This window comes from Streptomyces sp. NPDC046335 (assembly GCF_055587985.1).
In genome coordinates, this window is sequence record NZ_JBVJFF010000005.1 from 585,633 (window position 1) to 603,368 (window position 17,736).

A 17,736-nucleotide genomic window follows, 5' to 3' on the forward strand; every position below is an offset into this window, starting at 1 on the left:
TACGATGCGCCCATGGCGAAGAAGCTCGTGATCAAGGTGACCGCCGGGGCCGACGCCCCCGAGCGCTGCTCGCAGGCCTTCACGGTGGCGGCCGTGGCCGTGGCCAGCGGGGTGGAGGTCTCGCTCTGGCTGACCGGCGAGTCGTCGTGGTTCGCACTGCCGGGCCGCGCGGCGGAATTCGATCTTCCGCAGGCCGCGCCGCTGCCGGATCTCATCGACTCCATCATCGCCGCGGGCCGCATCACGCTCTGCACGCAGTGCGCCGCCCGGCGCGACATCACGGAGAAGGACGTCATCGCGGGCGTGCGGATCGCGGGGGCGCAGGTGTTCGTGCAGGAGGCGATGACGGACGGGGTCCAGGCGCTCGTGTACTGAGCCGCACCGCTGAGCCGCACCGGCCGTACGCTGGACGTATGTACGCGCGCAGGCGCCATGTGTACTTCGTGATGATGGGGACGTGCGTCACGCTGTTCGTCCTGGCGTGGGGTGTGGTGCGGCTGTGGTCGATGCCCGTCGCCGTCGGGATGTGCGTCGTGGCGATGGTGATCCCGCCGGTGGCCGCGATGGTGGCGAACCGGCGCGGCCCCGAGGACCGCTGGTGGGACGACCCCTCGGGTGACCCGAAGTCCGACGAGTGGTGGGACGAACTGGACGGCAGGCACCGGCCGTGACCGACGGCAGGCACCGGCCGTAGCCGAAGGGCGGCACCGGACGTAGCCGAAGGGCCGCACCCCGTTCCAGTGGCGTCCAACCCCCTGGGGTGCGGCCCTTCGGCCGATCACGGCGCGGCGCGGATCAGACCGCGATCGCCACCTCCGCGAGGCCGCCCGTCCGGGCGACGACCGTGCGGTCCGCCGTGCCGCCGGGGATCAGCGCCCGGAGGGTCCACGTGCCCTCGGCGGCGTAGAAGCGGAACTGTCCGGTGGCCGAGGTGGGCACCTCGGCGGTGAACTCGCCGGTCGAGTCGAGCAGGCGCACGTAACCGGTGACGGGCTCGCCGTCGCGGGTCACCTGGCCCTGGATCGTGGTCTCACCGGGCTTGATCGTCGAAGCGTCGGGGCCGCCGGCCTTTGCTCCACACATGCGTACTCCTGGGGACTGGGGAGGGGAAGGAAGGAAGGTCGGGCGGGCTTACTTGTTGGCGCCGAGCTCGATCGGCACGCCGACGAGCGAGCCGTACTCGGTCCACGAGCCGTCGTAGTTCTTGACGTTGGTCTGGCCGAGCAGCTCGTGCAGGACGAACCAGGTCAGGGCCGAGCGCTCACCGATGCGGCAGTACGCGATGGTGTCCTTGGCGAGGTCCACCTGCTCGTCCTCGTAGAGGGCCTTGAGCTCGTCGTCGGACTTGAAGGTGCCGTCGTCGTTGGCGTTCTTCGACCACGGGATGTTGCGGGCGCTCGGCACGTGGCCGGGGCGCTGCGACTGCTCCTGCGGCAGGTGCGCCGGGGCGAGCAGCTTGCCGCTGAACTCGTCGGGCGAGCGCACATCGACCAGGTTCTGCGCGCCGATGGCCGCCACGACGTCGTCGCGGTAGGCGCGGATCGAGGTGTCCTGGGGCTTGGCCTTGTACTGGGTGGCGGGGCGGCTGGGCACCTCGGCGCCGTCGACCAGGTCACGGGAGTCGAGCTCCCACTTCTTGCGGCCGCCGTCGAGGAGCTTCACGTCCTGGTGGCCGTAGAGCTTGAAGTACCAGAAGGCGTACGACGCGAACCAGTTGTTGTTGCCGCCGTAGAGGACGACGGTGGAGTCGTTGGCGATGCCCTTCGCCGAGAGGAGCTTCTCGAAGCCCTCCTGGTCGACGAAGTCGCGGCGGACCGGGTCCTGGAGGTCCTTGGTCCAGTCGATGCGGATCGCGTTCTTGATGTGGTTCTTGTCGTACGCGGAGGTGTCCTCGTCGACCTCGACGATGACGACCTTCGGGTCCTCGATGTGGGCCTCGACCCAGTCGGCGTCTACCAGGACGTCGCTGCGGCTCATGCTTTTCTCCTCCGGGGCAGTTACGGCGGTGCGGCGTTGCGAGGGGGCGTGCGGGTACGGCTCTGACGCGCGGGGAGGCGCGGCGTACGTGGCACGGGGCGGCCCAGCCGAAGTCGTCGTCGACGGGCCTGGGGCGAACGGGGGTCGGAGCTCCCGTCAGAAGGTGCGACAGAGCATGGCGGCGACGCGGCACAGGTCTACTGCCCGCCGCTTCGTGAGGTCCGCCTGTCGCTTCATGGGGACGATCGTAGGGACGCGGAGGCGGGTGTGTCACCGGTGCTCCGCATGCTGAGACACGATCGTCCACGATATGAGAATGGTTGAACCGGGCAAGCGGCCCGGCGGGGCCCCTGGCCCGGCGTCCGCCCCGTCACATCCGACCGCCGGACGGGTCCGTCTCGCACTGCGGACGGACGCGCCCGGCGGTGGGGTCCGGCCGCACGGGCCCGTCCCCTGGGAGGCGGTGGTTCAGCCCGTCAGGCTGACGTTCTCCCCCGTCACCGACATGTCCACGCCGTCGGACGCCACGTCGACCTTCTCCAGCTTGATGCCGGCCGGCAGGTCGTCGATCTTCTGCTCGAAGTCGGTGACGTCGCGGGCCATGTCCTCGGGGAGCGGGATGGAGAGGCCGAGGACCTCGATCTTCTTCGGGATCTCGTCCGCGTGGACCTTGATGCTGTCGCCCTCGACGCGGACCGTGCTGAGCACGTACACGGGCTTGGGCAGCTTCGTGCCGCCCTTGCTGACCTCGATCTCGACCTTGATCTTGCCGTTGCCGCCGTCGGAGAGGCCGACGACCTTGCCCGTGGCGCCGAGCGGCAGCCCGACGGGCTCGGACTTGCCGGCCTTGAGCAGCTCGTCGTACGTGACGTGGGCCGTGCCCGAGGCGGTCGCCGCCGTCGCGGAGCTGTAGTCGCCGGAGAACTTCACGCCCTTCATGTGGGCCGTCAAATCGGCGATGCGGATCGAGTCGGACCCGGACCTGGCGTCGTAGTCGCTGATGCCGACCTCGACGTCGTCGAGCTCGCCGCCCGCGACCTGGGTCAGGAACGGGAAGCCCTTGATGGAGACGTCGGGTGCCTCGCTGAGCCCCTCGTTCGAGCGCAGCTTCTCGGCCGCCTCGCCCTCGGCGAAGTTCACGGCGAGCCGGTCGGCCGCGACGAAGAGGCCTCCCAGGACGACCACGACGATCAGGAGTATGCGTATCGCGCGCTTGCTCATGTCCGGAGTTCCCCCACGTTGTCCCCCGCCTCACTGTCGATGCCGCGAGCCTAAAGGACGGGCCCCCGGCGGCCGGGCCCGGCCGGGGACCTGTCGATCAGCTGTGACGATCCCGTACGAGGTGCGGGCGCTCGCCCACGGGATCAGCCGAAGGCGCGGCCGAAGACGTACACCGCGGGGGCGGCCGCCGCGAGCGGCAGCGCGACGCCCGCCGTCATGTGCACGAACCTGGACGGGTAGTCGTAGCTCGCCACGCGGTGCCCGATCAGCGCGCAGACACCCGCGCCGAGGGCGAGCAGCGCGCCCTCGCCGCCGAAGTCCGTCATGCCGCCGACGGCGATCCCGCTGCCGGTGGCCGCGAGCAGCGCGACGACGACGGAGGCGGGCGTGGGCAGCGGCAGCGCGCGGGCCAGGACCGCCACGGCGACCGCGACGCCGCCGACGGTCACGGCGTCGGGGACGGCCGCGAGATGCCCCGCGGCGATGATCGCGAGCGCCGCGGAGACGACGGTGGCCATGAGCCCGTACATCCGCTCGTCGGCACCGGCGTGGCTGCGCAACTGGAGCACGAGCACCAGCAGCACCCAGACGCCGAGGGTGCCGAGGATGGCCGCGGGCCCGTGCCCCTCGCCGACGGTGAGCAGCACGGCGTCCGCGACGAGTCCGCCGAGGAAGGCGAGCGCGATGCCCTGCCGGGCGGGCCACATGCCATTCAGCCGGAACCAGCCCGCGGCCGTCACGGCCTGGAGGATGACCAGCGGCACGAGCAGCGCGTACTGCCCGACGGCGGCACCACCGGCGAGCAGCAGCCCGAGCAGCGCGGTCAGCGCCGCGGGCTGCATCCCCGGCTCTATGACGGGCGAGCGCCCCTCGGCGCGGGCCCGCTGGGCGTCGGTGACGCGGGTGTTGCCGGTGGTGGTGGCGGGGCCGTAGGAGGTGTCAGCGCCGCCGGGGGCCGGGGCGGGGGTGACCACCGCGGGCTCTTGGGGCGCCTGGGGCTGAGGTGCCTGGGGCTGGGGTTGGGCCTGCGGCGCCTGCGCGGGCAGGTACGAGGTCTCCGTCATGTCCACCGCGGGGATGGGCGGCTGCACCTGCGTCTCCCAGGTCTGCCCCTCCCACTGCTGGGTGTACTGGTCCTGCGCGTAGGGCTGGGGCTGGGGGTACTGGGCCTGCTGGTACTGCTGCGGCTGCTGGTACTGCTGCTGGTCCGGGTACGCGGCGTACTGCTGTGGCTGTGGCTGCTGGTGTTGCTGCTGCGGCTGCGGATACGGCTGGGCGTACTGCTGCTGCTCCGGGTACGGGTACGGCTGGCCCGGCGGGTACTGCTGACCCGGGTACTGCTGCCCCGGGTACTGCTGGTCCGGGTACGGCTGCTGCCCGGGCTGCGGCTGACCCGCGCGCGGGGCGTACCCCTCGTACCCCTCGTACCCGTCGTACCCCTGCCGAGGCTCATGGCCCTCGTAGCCCTCGTAAGGCTGATTGGACATGGTGCTCATCCTCCTGCGAACGGCGGGAGCACCTCGACCGTGCCGCCCTCGGCCAGCCGTACGGTCTCATGCCCACGGGTGCCTACGGGGTCGCCGTCGATCAGGAAGGAGCATCGCCGCAGGACCCGGGCCAGTTCCCCGGGGTGCCGCTCGCGGGCGGCGTCCAGCGCTTCGGCGAGCGTCGCCGCGGTGTAGGGCTCCTCGGCGACGCCCGCGGCCGCCTTGGCAGCGGCCCAGTAGCGAATGGTGCCGTTCACCATGCGACTCCCCTTTCAGTCGGCGGTTGCCGACGTCCATGATGCCGTGGCCCACGCGGCGATCCGTCCGGCCAGCTCGTCGGAGACCGCGTGCTCCGCGTGTCCCATGCCCTCCTCCAGCCACAGTCCGGCCCCCTCCCGCGCGGCGGCGGCCAGCATCCGGGGGTGGTCGACGGGGAAGTACGGGTCCCGCGTGCCGTGCACGACGAGCAGCGGCGCGGGCGCGATGAGCGGGACGGATTCGACCGGGGAGAGGGGCACGGGGTCCCACTCGTGCGGGTGGATTCTCGTCCGCAGTCCGAAGCGGCCCACCACGCGCCCCGCGGGCCTGGTCACGACCCAGTGCAGCCGCCGCATGGGGGCGGTCCCCCGGTAGAACCAGCGCGCCGGGGCGCTCACCGCGACCACCGCGTCCGCCCGCGCTTCCGTGCGCCCCCTGTGCGACGCACCGTGCCGGAGCACCACGGAACCGCCCATCGAGAACCCGACGGTCACCACGTGTGCGTGCCCCAGCGAACGCGCCCACTCCACGGCCGCCGCCAGGTCGAGCACCTCGCGGTCGCCCACCGTGGAGTGCCCGCCGGAGGCCCCGTGCCCCCGGAAGGAGAAGGTGATCACGGCCGCACGCTGGGCGAAGACGGCGGCGATGCGGCGTACGTGCGGCCGGTCCGCGGCCCCGCTGAAGCCGTGCGCGAGGACGATCGCCGGGCCCCCGCGCGGGCCCGGCCCCGGCTCGTACGCGGCCTCGATGGCGACCCCGTCCTGTGTACGCAGCGTGACGCGCTGTCGAACGGGAGACTGCGCGTAAGTGAGCGGCTGCACAGAAGATCGCGCCGTTTGACCTGCCGGAACGGAACTCATGTGGGCTATTCTGCTGGGCAGAGGATCCGGGCAGCGAAGCCCCCGGGTCCTTTTGTGCTTTCAAGCGCGCCATGCCTGTCGGCGTGTGGGCCCCGGGCGCGGGCCCCCGAAAACGCAGCAGCTTACGTACGAAGCAGTGCCGTAAACGTCCTCGCAGAAACCGAGGAGGAACCGACGTTATGGGCGAGCGAAACGTGCACGACCGCAGGACAGACCGAGGCCACCGGACCGAGGGAGCCACGCGATGAGCTCTCTGCTGCTCCTCACCAACGCCCTCCAGCCCTCGACGGAGGTGCTCCCCGCCCTCGGCCTGCTCCTGCACAACGTGCGCGTCGCCCCGGCGGAGGGCCCCGCCCTCGTCGACACCCCGGGCGCCGACGTCATCCTCGTCGACGGCCGCCGCGACCTGCCGCAGGTGCGCAGCCTCTGCCAGCTCCTGCGCTCCACCGGGCCCGGCTGCCCGCTGATCCTCGTCGTGACGGAGGGCGGTCTCGCCGCCGTCACCGCCGAGTGGGGCGTGGACGACGTGCTCCTGGACACGGCGGGCCCCGCCGAGGTCGAGGCGCGGCTCCGGCTCGCGATGGGCCGCAGCCAGATCACCGCCGACGAGCTCCCCACGGAGATCCGCAACGGCGACCTCTCCGTGGACGAGGCGACGTACAGCGCGAAGCTGAAGGGCCGGGTCCTCGACCTGACCTTCAAGGAGTTCGAGCTGATCAAGTACCTCGCGCAGCACCCGGGCCGCGTCTTCACGCGCGCGCAGCTGCTCCAGGAGGTCTGGGGCTACGACTACTTCGGCGGCACGCGCACGGTCGACGTCCACGTGCGGCGGCTGCGCGCGAAGCTCGGCGTCGAGCACGAGTCGCTGATCGGCACGGTCCGCAATGTCGGATATCGCTTCGTGACCCCGGAGAAGGTGGAGCGCGCGGCCGACGAGGAGAAGGCGAAGGCGGCGACACCGCGGCCCGAGGCTGCCCAGAAACTCTCGTAGGGGCCCGGGGTCCATCCGCGTAGACTGCGCGCGTGGCCAAGGTGACGCGGGACGATGTGGCGCGACTGGCGGGTACTTCGACCGCTGTCGTCAGTTATGTCATCAATAACGGACCCCGGCCGGTCGCCCCGGCCACGCGCGAGCGTGTACTCGCCGCGATCAAGGAGCTGGGCTACCGCCCGGACCGGGTCGCGCAGGCCATGGCCTCCCGGCGTACGGACCTCATAGGCATGATCGTGCCGGACGCGCGTCAGCCCTTCTTCGCGGAGATGACGCACGCCGTCGAACAGGCCGCGTCCGAGCGCGGAAAGATGGTCCTCGTCGGCAACTCCGACTACGTGGAGGAGCGCGAGACCCACTACCTGCGCGCCTTCCTCGGCATGCGGGTCTCCGGCCTCATCCTCGTCAGCCACGGCCTGACCGACCAGGCCGCCGCCGAGATCGACGTGTGGGACGCGCGCGTGGTGCTCCTGCACGAGCGGCCCGAGGCCATCGACGACGTCGCGGTCGTCACGGACGACGTCGGCGGCGCGCAGCTCGCCACCCGGCACCTGCTCGAACACGGCCACGAGTACGTCGCGTGTGTCGGCGGCACGGCCGAGACCCCGACCGTCGGCGACCCTGTCTCCGACCACGTCGAGGGCTGGCGGCGCGCGATGCGGGAGGCAGGGCGGTCCGTGGAGGGGCGGCTCTTCGACGCCCCGTACAACCGCTATGACGCGTACCAGGTCGGCCTGGAGCTGCTCGCGCGGCCCGACCGGCCCACCGCCATCTTCTGCTCCACGGACGACCAGGCCATCGGCATCCTGCGGGCCGCCCGCGAGCTGCGCATCGACGTGCCGGGCGGGCTGGCCGTCGCCGGCTTCGACGACGTCAAGGAGGCGGGCCTCACGGACCCGCCCCTGACGACGGTCGCCTCCGACCGCCCCGCGATGGCCCGCGCGGCGGTGGACCTGGTCCTCGACGACGGGCTGCGGGTCGCGGGATCGCGGCGGGAACGCCTGAAGCTGTTCCCTTCGCGGCTGGTCGTACGGCAGTCCTGCGGCTGCGAGTAACACCCGGCCCCAGCGGGCCCGCAGCGCCTTTATAAGGGGCATACGCACTTCTGCCGGGCTTCTCAGGACGTACTCAGACAGCTCTCATGTACGGCGGCCAGTCTCGTAGTCATGACCGAGACCTTCCGCCCGAGCGGCGAGTACCCCCAGCAGCAGCCGTCCGCGCCTGTTCACCCCGGCGGTACACAGGGCGACGCGTACCAGCAGGGCACGTACCAGCACGGTGCGTACCAGCAGAGCGCGTATCCGCCCCCGCCCGGCTTCGCGCCGGACGCGGTCCACGAGGTGCCGAGGCGCCGCCGCGCCAGGGGCCCCGCGGCCCTGCTCGCGGCCGTGGCCATCGCGGCCGCGGCGGTCGGCGGCGGCACGGCGTACGCGGTGCAGACGCTCACCCACCAGGGCGGCGGCTCCTCGGCCACCAGCACGGACGTCGTGCCGACCAGCCAGAAGGGCACCGTCGCCGGTGTCGCGCAGGCGGTCAGCCCCAGCATCGTCGAGATCAGCGCCACCTCGGGACAGGGCAAGTCGACCGGGTCCGGCGTCATCACCAAGAGCGACGGCGAGATCATCACCAACAACCACGTGATCTCCGGCGCCTCGTCGATCAAGGTGCGGACGAACGACGGCAAGACGTACGAGGCCGAGGTCGTGGGCACCGACAGCAAGAAGGACCTCGCGCTCATCCAGCTGAAGGACGCCTCGGGGCTGAAGCCCGCGACGCTCGGCGACTCCGACAACGTCAAGGTCGGCGACGAGGTCGTCGCCATCGGCTCCCCCGAGGGCCTCACCGGCACCGTCACCAGCGGCATCGTCTCCGCGCTCGACCGGGACGTCACCGTGTCGACGGGCGAGGGGCAGCAGCAGCAGCCCGAGCAGGAGCAGGGCGGCTGGCCGTTCGAGTTCGGCGGGCAGGAGTTCAACGGCGACACGGGGTCCTCGAAGACCACGTACAAGGCGCTCCAGACCGACGCCTCGCTCAACCCCGGCAACTCCGGCGGCGCCCTCATCGACATGAACGGCAACATCGTCGGCATCAACTCCGCGATGTACTCGCCCGCTTCCTCGCAGGCCGGCTCCGAGTCCGGCTCCGGCAGCGTCGGCCTCGGCTTCGCCATCCCGGTCAACACGGTCAAGGACGACCTCGGCAAGCTGCGGGCCGGGTCGCAGTCATGACGCCCCTCTCCGTGGCCAGGGAACTGCACGGCGGCCGGGCGGCCCGCGCCCCCGAGGTGGCGACCTCCGCCGCCCCGGACGCACGGCCCGCCGCACGCCGCGCACCCCGCGCCCGCATGCGAGGCTGATACCTGCCGCCCCGCCCCGACCACTTCCGAGGACCTGTCACGATGAGCCCCGCCGATGGTGACCGCGAGCAGCAGCGCATCCTGATCGTGGACGACGAACCCGCAGTGCGGGAGGCGCTCCAGCGCAGCCTCGCCTTCGAGGGGTACGGCACCGAGGTCGCCGTGGACGGCGCCGACGCGCTCGACAAGACCGCCGCGTACCGCCCCGACCTCGTGGTCCTCGACATCCAGATGCCGCGCATGGACGGCCTCACGGCCGCGCGCAGGCTCCGCGCCACCGGTGTGACCACGCCGATCCTCATGCTGACCGCGCGCGACACCGTCGGCGACCGCGTCACGGGACTCGACGCCGGAGCCGACGACTACCTGGTCAAGCCGTTCGAGCTGGACGAGCTCTTCGCCCGCATCAGGGCGCTCCTGCGCCGCAGTTCGTACGCGACCGCCGCGGGCCAGGCCGAGGAGGGCGACACGCTGGCCTTCGCCGACCTGCGGATGGACCTGGCGACGCGGGAGGTCACGCGGGGCGGACGCACCGTCGAGCTGACGCGTACGGAGTTCACCCTCCTGGAGATGTTCCTCGCCCACCCCCGGCAGGTCCTGACCCGCGAACAGATCCTCAAGGCCGTCTGGGGCTTCGACTTCGAGCCGTCCTCCAACTCCCTGGACGTGTACGTGATGTACCTGCGCCGCAAGACGGAGGCGGCCGGTGAACCGCGCCTCGTGCACACGGTGCGGGGCGTGGGGTACGTGCTGCGGGGCGGCGAATGACCGGGCCCATGCGGCGGTTCCGTTCACTGCCGTTGCGCTCACGGCTGGCGCTGCTGGTGGCCACGGCTGTGGCGGTGGCCGTCGCGGCGGCGGCGGTGACCTGCTGGTTCGTGGTGCGCAACGCCCTGATGGACTCGCTGGACAGCGCGCTGAGCAGCAACCGCCCCAAGCCGGAGGACGTGGTCGAGCAGATCGACCTCGACTCGCTGGGCGGCGGGGCCAGGTGCCTGCGCGAGATCCCCGGCCAGGACAACCCCGACCTGTACAAGCAGACCATCCAAGTGGTGGCCCAGAACGGCACGAGCTGCGTCATCCTGGGCCGGCAGACCATCAAGGTCACCGACTCGGACACCGCCGTGGCGGGCCGCGAGGTCGAGGACAGCCGGCATGACACCACCGCGTCCAACGGCGAGAAGTACCGGGTCTACACGTATCCGCTGAAGGAGTACCCGGAGCTCCAGCTCGCCGTCTCCGTGGCCCGCCCCCTCAGCGAGGTCGACGACACCCTCGACAACCTCACCCTGATCCTCACGCTCGTCGGCGGCATCGGCATCCTCGGTGCCGGCGCCGCCGGCCTCTGGGTGGCCCGCACCGGTCTGCGCCCGGTGGACCGGCTCACCGAAGCCGTGGAGCACGTCGCGCGCACGGAGGACCTCGACCTCCGTATCCCCGTGGACGGCGACGACGAGATCGCCCGCCTCTCCGCGTCGTTCAACTCCATGACCGCCTCGCTGGCCACCTCCCGCGACCTCCAGCAGCAGCTCATCGCCGACGCGGGCCACGAGCTCCGCACCCCGCTGACCTCCTTGCGCACGAACATCGAGCTGCTGGGCCGCAGCGAGGACACGGGCCGGGCCATCCCGCCCGACGACCGCAGGGCCCTGCTCGCCTCGGTCAAGGCGCAGATGACGGAGCTGGCCTCGCTGATCGGCGACCTCCAGGAGCTGTCCCGCCCCGACGCGGGCCACGCGAGGGTGCAGGTGATCGCCCTGCACGACATCGTGGACGCGGCGCTGGACCGGGCCCGGCTGCGCGGCCCCGAGCTGACGTTCTCGGCGGACGTCGACCCCTGGTTCGTCCGCGGGGAGCCCGCGGCCCTGGAGCGCGCGGTGGTCAACCTCTTCGACAACGCGGTGAAGTTCGGCCCGGCGGGTTCCGTCATCGAAGTCGCCCTGAAGAACGGCAAGCTGACGGTACGCGACCACGGCCCCGGCATCCCCGCCGAGGAACTCCCCCACGTGTTCGACCGCTTCTGGCGCTCACCGTCGGCCCGCAGCCTGCCGGGTTCGGGCCTCGGCCTGTCCATCGTGGCCCGCACGGTGCGGCAGTCCGGCGGCGAGGTGACGCTGGGCCAGGCCGACGGCGGCGGCACGGTGGCGACGGTACGGCTGCCGGGCGCGGCGACCCCACCGCCGAGCGAACTGCCTGACGTGCCCTGAGACGCCCCGGCCTGCTCTGAGGCCCCCGACGCGCAACCCAACGAGACGATACGTCTTGCCAAGCCTCACGCAACCCGCTACCGTCGACCCGTCAAGGCGCGAGACGAACCGTATCGCCCCGTCACTGACCCCGCTCAATGCCCCCCGTAGCCGACGAAAGGCCACCCACTTGTTCCCAGCACCCGCCCCCACGGCCGCCGCCCGCTCCCAGCTCACCCTCGCCCACCTCACCAAGCGCTACGAGGACCGTGTCGTCCTCGACCGCGTGTCCCTCACCGTCCGGCCCGGCGAGAGAGCCGGCGTCATCGGGGACAACGGGTCGGGGAAGTCGACCCTGCTGCGCCTCCTCGCCGGGCGGGAGCTGCCGGACAACGGCACCGTCACCGTCGCCGCCCCCGGCGGCGTCGGATACCTCGCCCAGGCGATCGAACTGCCGGGCACCGCCACCGTCGGGGACGCGGTCGACGTGGCCCTGGCCGAGCTGCGCTCCCTGGAGCGGCGCATACGGGCCGCCGAGGCATCCCTTGAGGGCGCGGACACGGCGGCGTACGAGCGTTACGCCGCCCTGGTCGCCGAGTTCGAGGCACGCGGCGGCCACGACACCGACCGCCGCGTGGAGGTCACGCTGCGCCGCCTCGGCGAGCGGGAGCCGCTGGACCGCGCGCGCCCGCTGGCCACGCTCTCCGGCGGGCAGCGCTCGCGCCTGGCGCTGGCAGGCACCCTCGCCTCCTCGCCCGAGCTGCTCCTCCTCGACGAGCCGACGAACGACCTGGACGACGAGGCCGTGCGCTGGCTGGAGGACCGGCTGCGCGCGCACCGCGGCACGGTCATCGCCGTCACGCACGACCGGACCTTCCTGGACCGGGTCACCACGACCATCCTGGAGGTGGACGGCGCCACCCGGACCGTGCGCCGCTACGGCAACGGTTACGCGGGATACCTGACCGCGAGGGCGGCCGAACGCGCACGTCATGAGCGGGAGTACGAGGAGTGGCGTGCCGAGGTGGCCCGGCACTCCGCGCTCGCCGAGTCCAACATCGGGCTGCTTTCGGCGATCCCCCGCAAGGCCCCCAGCGCGTTCAGCGGTGCGGGCGCCTTCCGGGCCAGGTCACGGGCGCACGGGGCGATGGGGCGCATCCGCAACGCCCGCGAACGGCTGCAACGCCTGACCGAGAGGCCGGTGCCGCCGCCCCCGCGGCCCCTGCGCTTCGCGGCGCTCGTCGAGGGGGAGGCCGCGGGCGCGGTGGAGCTGACCGATGTGCGGGTGCCGGGGCGGCTGACGGTCGAGGGGACGCTGCGGATCGAGGCGGGCGAACGGCTGCTCGTGACCGGCCCCAACGGCGCGGGCAAGTCGACGCTGCTGCGGCTCCTCGCCGGGGACCTGACCCCCGAGGGCGGCGAGGTCCGGCGTCCGGCGAGGGTGGGTCATCTGCGGCAGGACGGTTCGCGCTGGGACGAGCGGCGGTCGGTGCTGTCCGTCTTCGGTGCGGAGCGGCGCGAGGAGCTGCTCGCCCTCGGGCTGTTCCGCGAGGCGGACCTCGGTCTCCCGGTGCGTGCCCTGTCGGTGGGCCAGCGGCGCCGCCTCGAACTGGCCGAGCTGGTCACCCGCCCCCTGGACCTGCTCCTCCTCGACGAGCCCACCAACCATCTGTCGCCCGCCCTGGTCGAGGAGCTGGAGGCGGCGCTCGCCGCCTACCGGGGGACGCTGGTGATCGTCAGCCACGACAGACGGCTCCGGTCCGGCTTCCGGGGCAGGCGGCTCTCCGTACGGGACGGGCGCCCGCACTCCGGGGACTGACCCGGCGAAACCCCCCGAAACCCTAGCCGCCGATGCCGAGCCCCGAGCCGGTGAGCCGTACGCGGATGCCTTCCTTCTCCACGGTCACGTCCTGGAGCGTCACCGTGCCCGCGCCCGGCGGCTTCGGGAGCTGGAAGGCGAGGGTCAGGCGGTCGGCGAGGACGGGACGGGTGAGGCCGGAGAGGCCCTTGAGCAGGGCGGGGTCGAGGCCGAGCTTCTTGAGCAGCCAGGGGTGGCCCATCGCGACGTCGATGAGGTTGAGGCTCATCACGTCGTCGACGAAGCGGGCGGAACCGGTGAGTTCGTTCAGCTTGGTGTCGCTCTTCAGGGCCTCGCGGACGACCGATTCGGGGACGCCGAGCCGCTCGACGATCGCGGGGACGGAGAGCAGGGCCTTCGCCTTCGACGTCTCCTCGGCGACGCGGTCGGCGGACTTCTCCGACAGGTGCAGGCCCTCCTTCTCGCGCGTGCCGGGACGGTACGTCGCGAGGTCGCCGAGTTGCAGGCTCATGCCGCCGATGTCGGTGGAGATGCCGCGGTCGCCGTTGCGCTGGATGCGGGCGTCGGCGCGCACCTTCAGGTCGTGCCCCGCCACGGGCAGCGTGCCGCGCGCCAGGACCTGGTCGCGGCCCTTGCCGGTGAACGTGACCTGGGATGCGCCCAGTTCGCGGTTGAGGTCCTCGAAGGAGAGCAGCACCTCGCCGTTCATGGCGCCGATCCGCGCGCCCTTGACCGAGGTGGGCCCGTCCCCGTCGATCCTGACGTCGGTGGCGGTCGCGGAGACCTTGGCGAGCGAGACGCGGTCGGCCGCGACGTCCGGGACGGTCACCTTCACCCGGTCCAGGCGCTTGTCGAGGACCTGGGTGAGGAACGGGAAGCCCTCGATGTCGACCTCGGGCGCCGCGCTCAGGTTCATCTGGTCCTTGAGCTTGTCCGCGGCCTCGTGCTCGGCGTAGAGCAGCGCCCAGCGGTCGCCGAGGGCGAGGAAGGCGGCGGCGACGACCAGGGCGACCAGGCCCTTCGCGGCCAGCGGGAGGCCTGTGAAGCGGTTGCGGCGACGGCTGCGGCGGCGCCGACGGTGGTTGGGCGGCTCCCAGGAGTCGTCCTCGCCGTCGGGCCCGTCCGGACCCGGTGACGCCTTGTCCTCGTGGAGGAATTCCTCCAGCGGGTTGGGCGCGAGGGCGGCCAGCTCGTCGTACGGATTGGTGTACGGGGTGGCCGGGAGCCGAGCGGTGTCGTGGCCGCGGTCGGAGTGGTCGAGTGGGACATCGGAGTGGTCATGAGGGGCATCCGAAGGATGCGTGGCTATGCGGTGGGGGGAACGCATCGGTCGATCTCACCATACGTTCACACCCCACCCCAAGCCTGACTCCCGGTAAGCGACGGTTTCGGCGGCTTACCGCGCCGATCCCGCCCCTGGTCAGGGCGTTGAAGTTCACCGGGACGTCATCTACGTCACTTCCGGGAGGTCACTTCACGACCGTGATCCGGTCGGCCTTCGGCGGGGCGATGGGCTTGTCCGCCGAGGAGTTGGCGCTCAGGTAGTCGTTGAACGCCTTCAGGTCGTCCGCGCCGACCAGCGGCTTCGCGCCCTTGCCCAGCTCGGGGAGGCCATCGCCGCCGCCGGCGAGGAAGGAGTTCAGGGCGACGCGGTAGGTGGCCGCCGGGTCGAGCGCCTGACCGTTCAGCTTGATCGTGCCGGTGACGACACGGTCGGCGCCGGTCTTGGTCATGTCGAGGGTGTACGTCAGCCCGTCCGAGATCTGAAGGATCTTCGGGGAGTTGGCGTTGGCCCCGCTGACCTGCTGCTTCAGGGCGGTGACGAGCTGAGCACCGGTCAGGTCGACGAGGTTGACCGTGTTGCTGAACGGCTGCACGGTGAACGCCTCGCCGTATGTGACGACGCCGTCGCCCTCGTTGCCGCTCGCCTTGTGCACGATGTCGGAGCGGATGCCGCCCGGGTTCATCAGCGCCAGATCGGCCTCGGGGTCCAGGGACTTGGCGTGCGCGAGCTGCGCGTCCGCGATGAGGTCGCCGAGCGGGGACTCGGGGGTGGTGGCGCCGCGGCCGGGGATGTCCGCGGAGATGTAGCCGACCGCCTTGTTGGCGACGGGCGCGGCCAGCTTGTCCCAGCGGGAGATCAGCGAGGTCATGTCGGGCGCCTTGGCCTGCTCACGGCTGACGACGTGGTTCGCGGACTTCACGCTCGTACGGACGATGTCCTTGGTCGCGCGGTCGTACGTCAGCGTCGTGTCGGTGTAGAGCTTGCCGAACGAGGACGCCGATGTGACCATGCGCGGCTTGCCCGCCGGGTCGGGGACCGTGCAGACGTACGCGCTGTGCGTGTGGCCCGTGACCAGGGCGTCCACCTTGGGCGTGATGCCCTTGGCGATGTCGGTGATCGGCCCGGAGATGCCGTCGCCGGCGCCCGGCGAGTCGCAGTCGTAGTTGTACGCCGGGCTCGTGGGCACGCCGCCCTCGTGGATGAGCGTGACGATGGACTTCACGCCCTGCTTGTCGAGGATCTTGGCGTACTTGTTGACCGTCTCGATCTCGTCGTGGAACTTCAGGCCCTTGACGCCGTCGGCGGAGACGATGTCGGGGGTGCCCTCAAGGGTCACGCCGATGAAGCCGATCTTGACGCCCTTGTGCTTCCACACGTAGTAGGGCTTGAGGATGGGCTCGCCGGTCTTCTCGTCGGTGACGTTGGCCGCGAGGTAGGGGTAGTCGGCGCCCTCGAACTTCTTGTCCTTGCCCCGCTTGTCCTTCTCGTAGCAGCCGTCCTTGGGGTGGCAGCCGCCGTTCTGGATACGGGCCAGTTCCTTGGCACCCTCGTCGAACTCGTGGTTGCCGACGCTCGTGACGTCCAGGTCCAGCTTGTTCATCGCCTGGACCGTGGGCTCGTCGTGGAAGAGACCGGAGAGCAGCGGGCTGGCGCCGATGAGGTCACCGGCGGCGGCCGTCACGCTGTAGGGGTGCGCCTTGCGGGCGGTGCGCAGGGAGGTCGCCAGATACTCGACGCCACCGGCGTCGATCTTCGTCTCGCTCCCGTCGGCGTGCTCCTCCGTCACCTGGCCCGATGAACCCGCGGGCGGCTGAAGATTGCCGTGGAAGTCGTTGAAGGACAGCAGCTGCACATCGACGGTGCGCTTCTTGCCACCCTTGCCCTGTCCTGCCTGGTCCTGCCCCGCACTGGCGGGCAACGCGGCGACCAGCGCCCCGGCGGTCGCGAGCCCCGCCGCCACGGCAAGGACACGGGTGGCACGGCGCCTGGGCCGTCGGTTCGTGGATCTGACGGTCACGCGTTCCCCCAAGGGTCGGATGCGGAGAGGTACGAAACGCTCGGAGCCTAAGGTCAACGCGCGTAGCGCAACAGGGGGTAACGGGTTACAGCCTGGTTGCGCGGCATGGAAATCAAGCCCGTCCGGCGTTTGAGGACGAGCGCGGAGCGCGAGAACCCGGCGCCCAAGGCCGCCGCCAGGCACCGCCCCCGCCGGTTACCGTCTGACGTATGACTGACGACCGCCCCGCCGAGGCCCAGGCCCCCGCTCCCCTCCGGAAGATCGACACCCTCGCCACCCTCACCTCCGCGCAGGCCGATGCCGTGCTCGGGCTCCTCGCCGAGGCCGCGCGCAACGACGGGCAGCAGGCGGTGTCCGAGCAGGGGCGGCTACAGCTCCGCGGCGGCGCGCGCGAGGGCGTCGAGCACTTGCTGCTCAGCGTCGGCGACGACCTCGTGGGGTACGCGCAGCTGGAGGACACCGACCCCGTGGAGGCCCCCGCCGCCGAGCTGGTCGTGCACCCCTCGCACCGCGGCCGCGGCCACGGCAGGGCGCTCGGCTCCGCGCTGCTCGCGCAGTCCGGGCGGCGGCTGCGCGTCTGGGCGCACGGCGGCCACTCCGCGGCCCGGCACCTGGCGCAGGTGCTCGGCCTCTCCCTCTTCCGCGAACTGCGGCAGATGCGGCGCCCCCTGGCGGACCTGGCGCTGCCGGAGCCGGTCCTCCCCGAGGGCGTCTCCGTACGCACCTTCGTCCCCGGCCAGGACGACGCGGCCTGGCTCGCGGTGAACGCCGAGGCCTTCGCGCACCACCCCGAGCAGGGCTCCCTCACCCAGCGCGACCTGGACGACCGCAAGGCCGAGCCGTGGTTCGACCCTGCGGGCTTCTTCCTGGCCGAGCGCGAGAGCGACGGCCGGTTGGTGGGCTTCCACTGGACGAAGGTGCACGAGCAGGAGCGCCTCGGCGAGGTGTACGTGCTCGGGGTCCGCCCCGGCGCCCAGGGCGGCGGCCTCGGCAAGGCCCTGACCACGACGGGCCTGCGCCACCTCGCCGAGGCGGGCCTGCCGACCGCGATGCTGTACGTGGACGCGGACAACAAGGCGGCCGTCAGCGTCTACGAACGCCTCGGCTTCGTCACCCACGAGACGGACCTGATGTACCGCACGGAGTCCTGACCTGCGACTTCCCGCCAAAGCGCGGGCCCGGTCAAGTCCTTCGCGGGGCCCGGTCAGTCCTTCGCGGGGCCCGGCCCAAGTCCTTGAGGGGCGGCGTCACTTGACGCCGCCCCTCTCTTGCACCACCC

At 71.8% G+C, this 17,736-nt stretch carries 19 protein-coding genes; 10 read left to right on the forward strand and 9 right to left on the reverse strand.

What is annotated here, in order from left to right:
- Positions 1-12 precede the first annotated feature (12 nt).
- Together ACZ6JY_RS15160 and ACZ6JY_RS15165 are read left to right on the forward strand one after the other, a co-directional pair.
- On the forward strand, positions 13-375 hold the full coding sequence (locus tag ACZ6JY_RS15160) for a DsrE family protein (protein ID WP_469196017.1): 363 nt from the start codon (positions 13-15) through the stop codon (positions 373-375).
- Positions 376-413: 38 nt separating this feature from the next.
- On the forward strand, positions 414-671 hold the full coding sequence (locus ACZ6JY_RS15165; protein ID WP_469196019.1) for a DUF3099 domain-containing protein: 258 nt from the start codon (positions 414-416) through the stop codon (positions 669-671).
- Between the two features lie 124 nt (positions 672-795).
- Here the strand turns inward: ACZ6JY_RS15165 and ACZ6JY_RS15170 are convergent, their stop codons facing one another.
- The 7 genes from ACZ6JY_RS15170 to ACZ6JY_RS15200 form a co-directional block, all read right to left on the reverse strand.
- Complete coding sequence (locus ACZ6JY_RS15170; protein ID WP_355819315.1) at positions 796-1,083, reverse strand: DUF1416 domain-containing protein; 288 nt, start codon at positions 1,081-1,083, stop codon at positions 796-798.
- Between the two features lie 48 nt (positions 1,084-1,131).
- Entirely contained in the window at positions 1,132-1,977 is an 846-nt protein-coding gene (locus ACZ6JY_RS15175) for a sulfurtransferase (RefSeq protein WP_469196021.1), read from the reverse strand.
- A gap of 156 nt (positions 1,978-2,133) precedes the next feature.
- Positions 2,134-2,214, reverse strand: coding sequence for a putative leader peptide (locus ACZ6JY_RS15180; protein ID WP_350310325.1), 81 nt, complete (start codon positions 2,212-2,214; stop codon positions 2,134-2,136).
- A gap of 231 nt (positions 2,215-2,445) precedes the next feature.
- The gene (locus ACZ6JY_RS15185; protein ID WP_469196023.1) at positions 2,446-3,198 is read right to left on the reverse strand and encodes an LmeA family phospholipid-binding protein; all 753 of its coding nucleotides are present in this window, start codon (positions 3,196-3,198) and stop codon (positions 2,446-2,448) included.
- A 143-nt stretch (positions 3,199-3,341) separates the two neighbouring features.
- A complete protein-coding gene (locus ACZ6JY_RS15190; RefSeq protein WP_469196025.1) occupies positions 3,342-4,685 on the reverse strand; it encodes a hypothetical protein in 1,344 nt (447 codons plus the stop codon).
- Between the two features lie 5 nt (positions 4,686-4,690).
- The gene (locus ACZ6JY_RS15195; RefSeq protein ID WP_469196027.1) at positions 4,691-4,945 is read right to left on the reverse strand and encodes a MoaD/ThiS family protein; all 255 of its coding nucleotides are present in this window, start codon (positions 4,943-4,945) and stop codon (positions 4,691-4,693) included.
- Positions 4,946-4,957: 12 nt separating this feature from the next.
- The gene (locus ACZ6JY_RS15200; RefSeq protein WP_469196029.1) at positions 4,958-5,803 is read right to left on the reverse strand and encodes an alpha/beta hydrolase; all 846 of its coding nucleotides are present in this window, start codon (positions 5,801-5,803) and stop codon (positions 4,958-4,960) included.
- Between the two features lie 244 nt (positions 5,804-6,047).
- Between ACZ6JY_RS15200 and ACZ6JY_RS15205 the strand changes: the two genes are divergently transcribed.
- From ACZ6JY_RS15205 to abc-f, 7 genes are all read left to right on the forward strand, one after another.
- The gene (locus ACZ6JY_RS15205) at positions 6,048-6,794 is read left to right on the forward strand and encodes a response regulator transcription factor (protein ID WP_469196031.1); all 747 of its coding nucleotides are present in this window, start codon (positions 6,048-6,050) and stop codon (positions 6,792-6,794) included.
- A 32-nt stretch (positions 6,795-6,826) separates the two neighbouring features.
- On the forward strand, positions 6,827-7,849 hold the full coding sequence (locus ACZ6JY_RS15210) for a LacI family DNA-binding transcriptional regulator (RefSeq protein ID WP_469196033.1): 1,023 nt from the start codon (positions 6,827-6,829) through the stop codon (positions 7,847-7,849).
- A gap of 111 nt (positions 7,850-7,960) precedes the next feature.
- Entirely contained in the window at positions 7,961-9,022 is a 1,062-nt protein-coding gene (locus tag ACZ6JY_RS15215) for a S1C family serine protease (RefSeq protein ID WP_469196035.1), read from the forward strand.
- Positions 9,019-9,150, forward strand: coding sequence for a hypothetical protein (locus ACZ6JY_RS15220; RefSeq protein WP_469196037.1), 132 nt, complete (start codon positions 9,019-9,021; stop codon positions 9,148-9,150). Before ACZ6JY_RS15215 ends, ACZ6JY_RS15220 begins: the two co-directional genes overlap by 4 nt.
- A gap of 42 nt (positions 9,151-9,192) precedes the next feature.
- A complete protein-coding gene (locus tag ACZ6JY_RS15225; protein ID WP_469196040.1) occupies positions 9,193-9,918 on the forward strand; it encodes a response regulator transcription factor in 726 nt (241 codons plus the stop codon).
- Entirely contained in the window at positions 9,915-11,357 is a 1,443-nt protein-coding gene (locus tag ACZ6JY_RS15230) for a sensor histidine kinase (protein ID WP_469196042.1), read from the forward strand. Before ACZ6JY_RS15225 ends, ACZ6JY_RS15230 begins: the two co-directional genes overlap by 4 nt.
- Positions 11,358-11,526: 169 nt before the next feature.
- A complete protein-coding gene (gene abc-f, locus ACZ6JY_RS15235; RefSeq protein WP_469196043.1) occupies positions 11,527-13,155 on the forward strand; it encodes a ribosomal protection-like ABC-F family protein in 1,629 nt (542 codons plus the stop codon).
- 22 nt (positions 13,156-13,177) lie between these two features.
- Here abc-f and ACZ6JY_RS15240 read toward each other — a convergent pair whose 3' ends face one another.
- Both ACZ6JY_RS15240 and ACZ6JY_RS15245 read right to left on the reverse strand, forming a co-directional pair.
- Positions 13,178-14,482, reverse strand: a complete 1,305-nt coding sequence (locus ACZ6JY_RS15240) for an LmeA family phospholipid-binding protein (RefSeq protein ID WP_469196045.1) — start codon at positions 14,480-14,482, stop codon at positions 13,178-13,180.
- A gap of 142 nt (positions 14,483-14,624) precedes the next feature.
- Positions 14,625-16,457 carry a bifunctional metallophosphatase/5'-nucleotidase gene (locus ACZ6JY_RS15245; protein WP_469196048.1) on the reverse strand — a complete coding sequence of 611 codons (1,833 nt, stop codon included), beginning with the start codon at positions 16,455-16,457 and terminating at the stop codon, positions 14,625-14,627.
- 209 nt (positions 16,458-16,666) lie between these two features.
- On the opposite strand from ACZ6JY_RS15245, the gene mshD reads away from it, so the two are divergent.
- On the forward strand, positions 16,667-17,608 hold the full coding sequence (mshD, locus tag ACZ6JY_RS15250) for a mycothiol synthase (RefSeq protein WP_469196050.1): 942 nt from the start codon (positions 16,667-16,669) through the stop codon (positions 17,606-17,608).
- Positions 17,609-17,736: the final 128 nt, after the last annotated feature.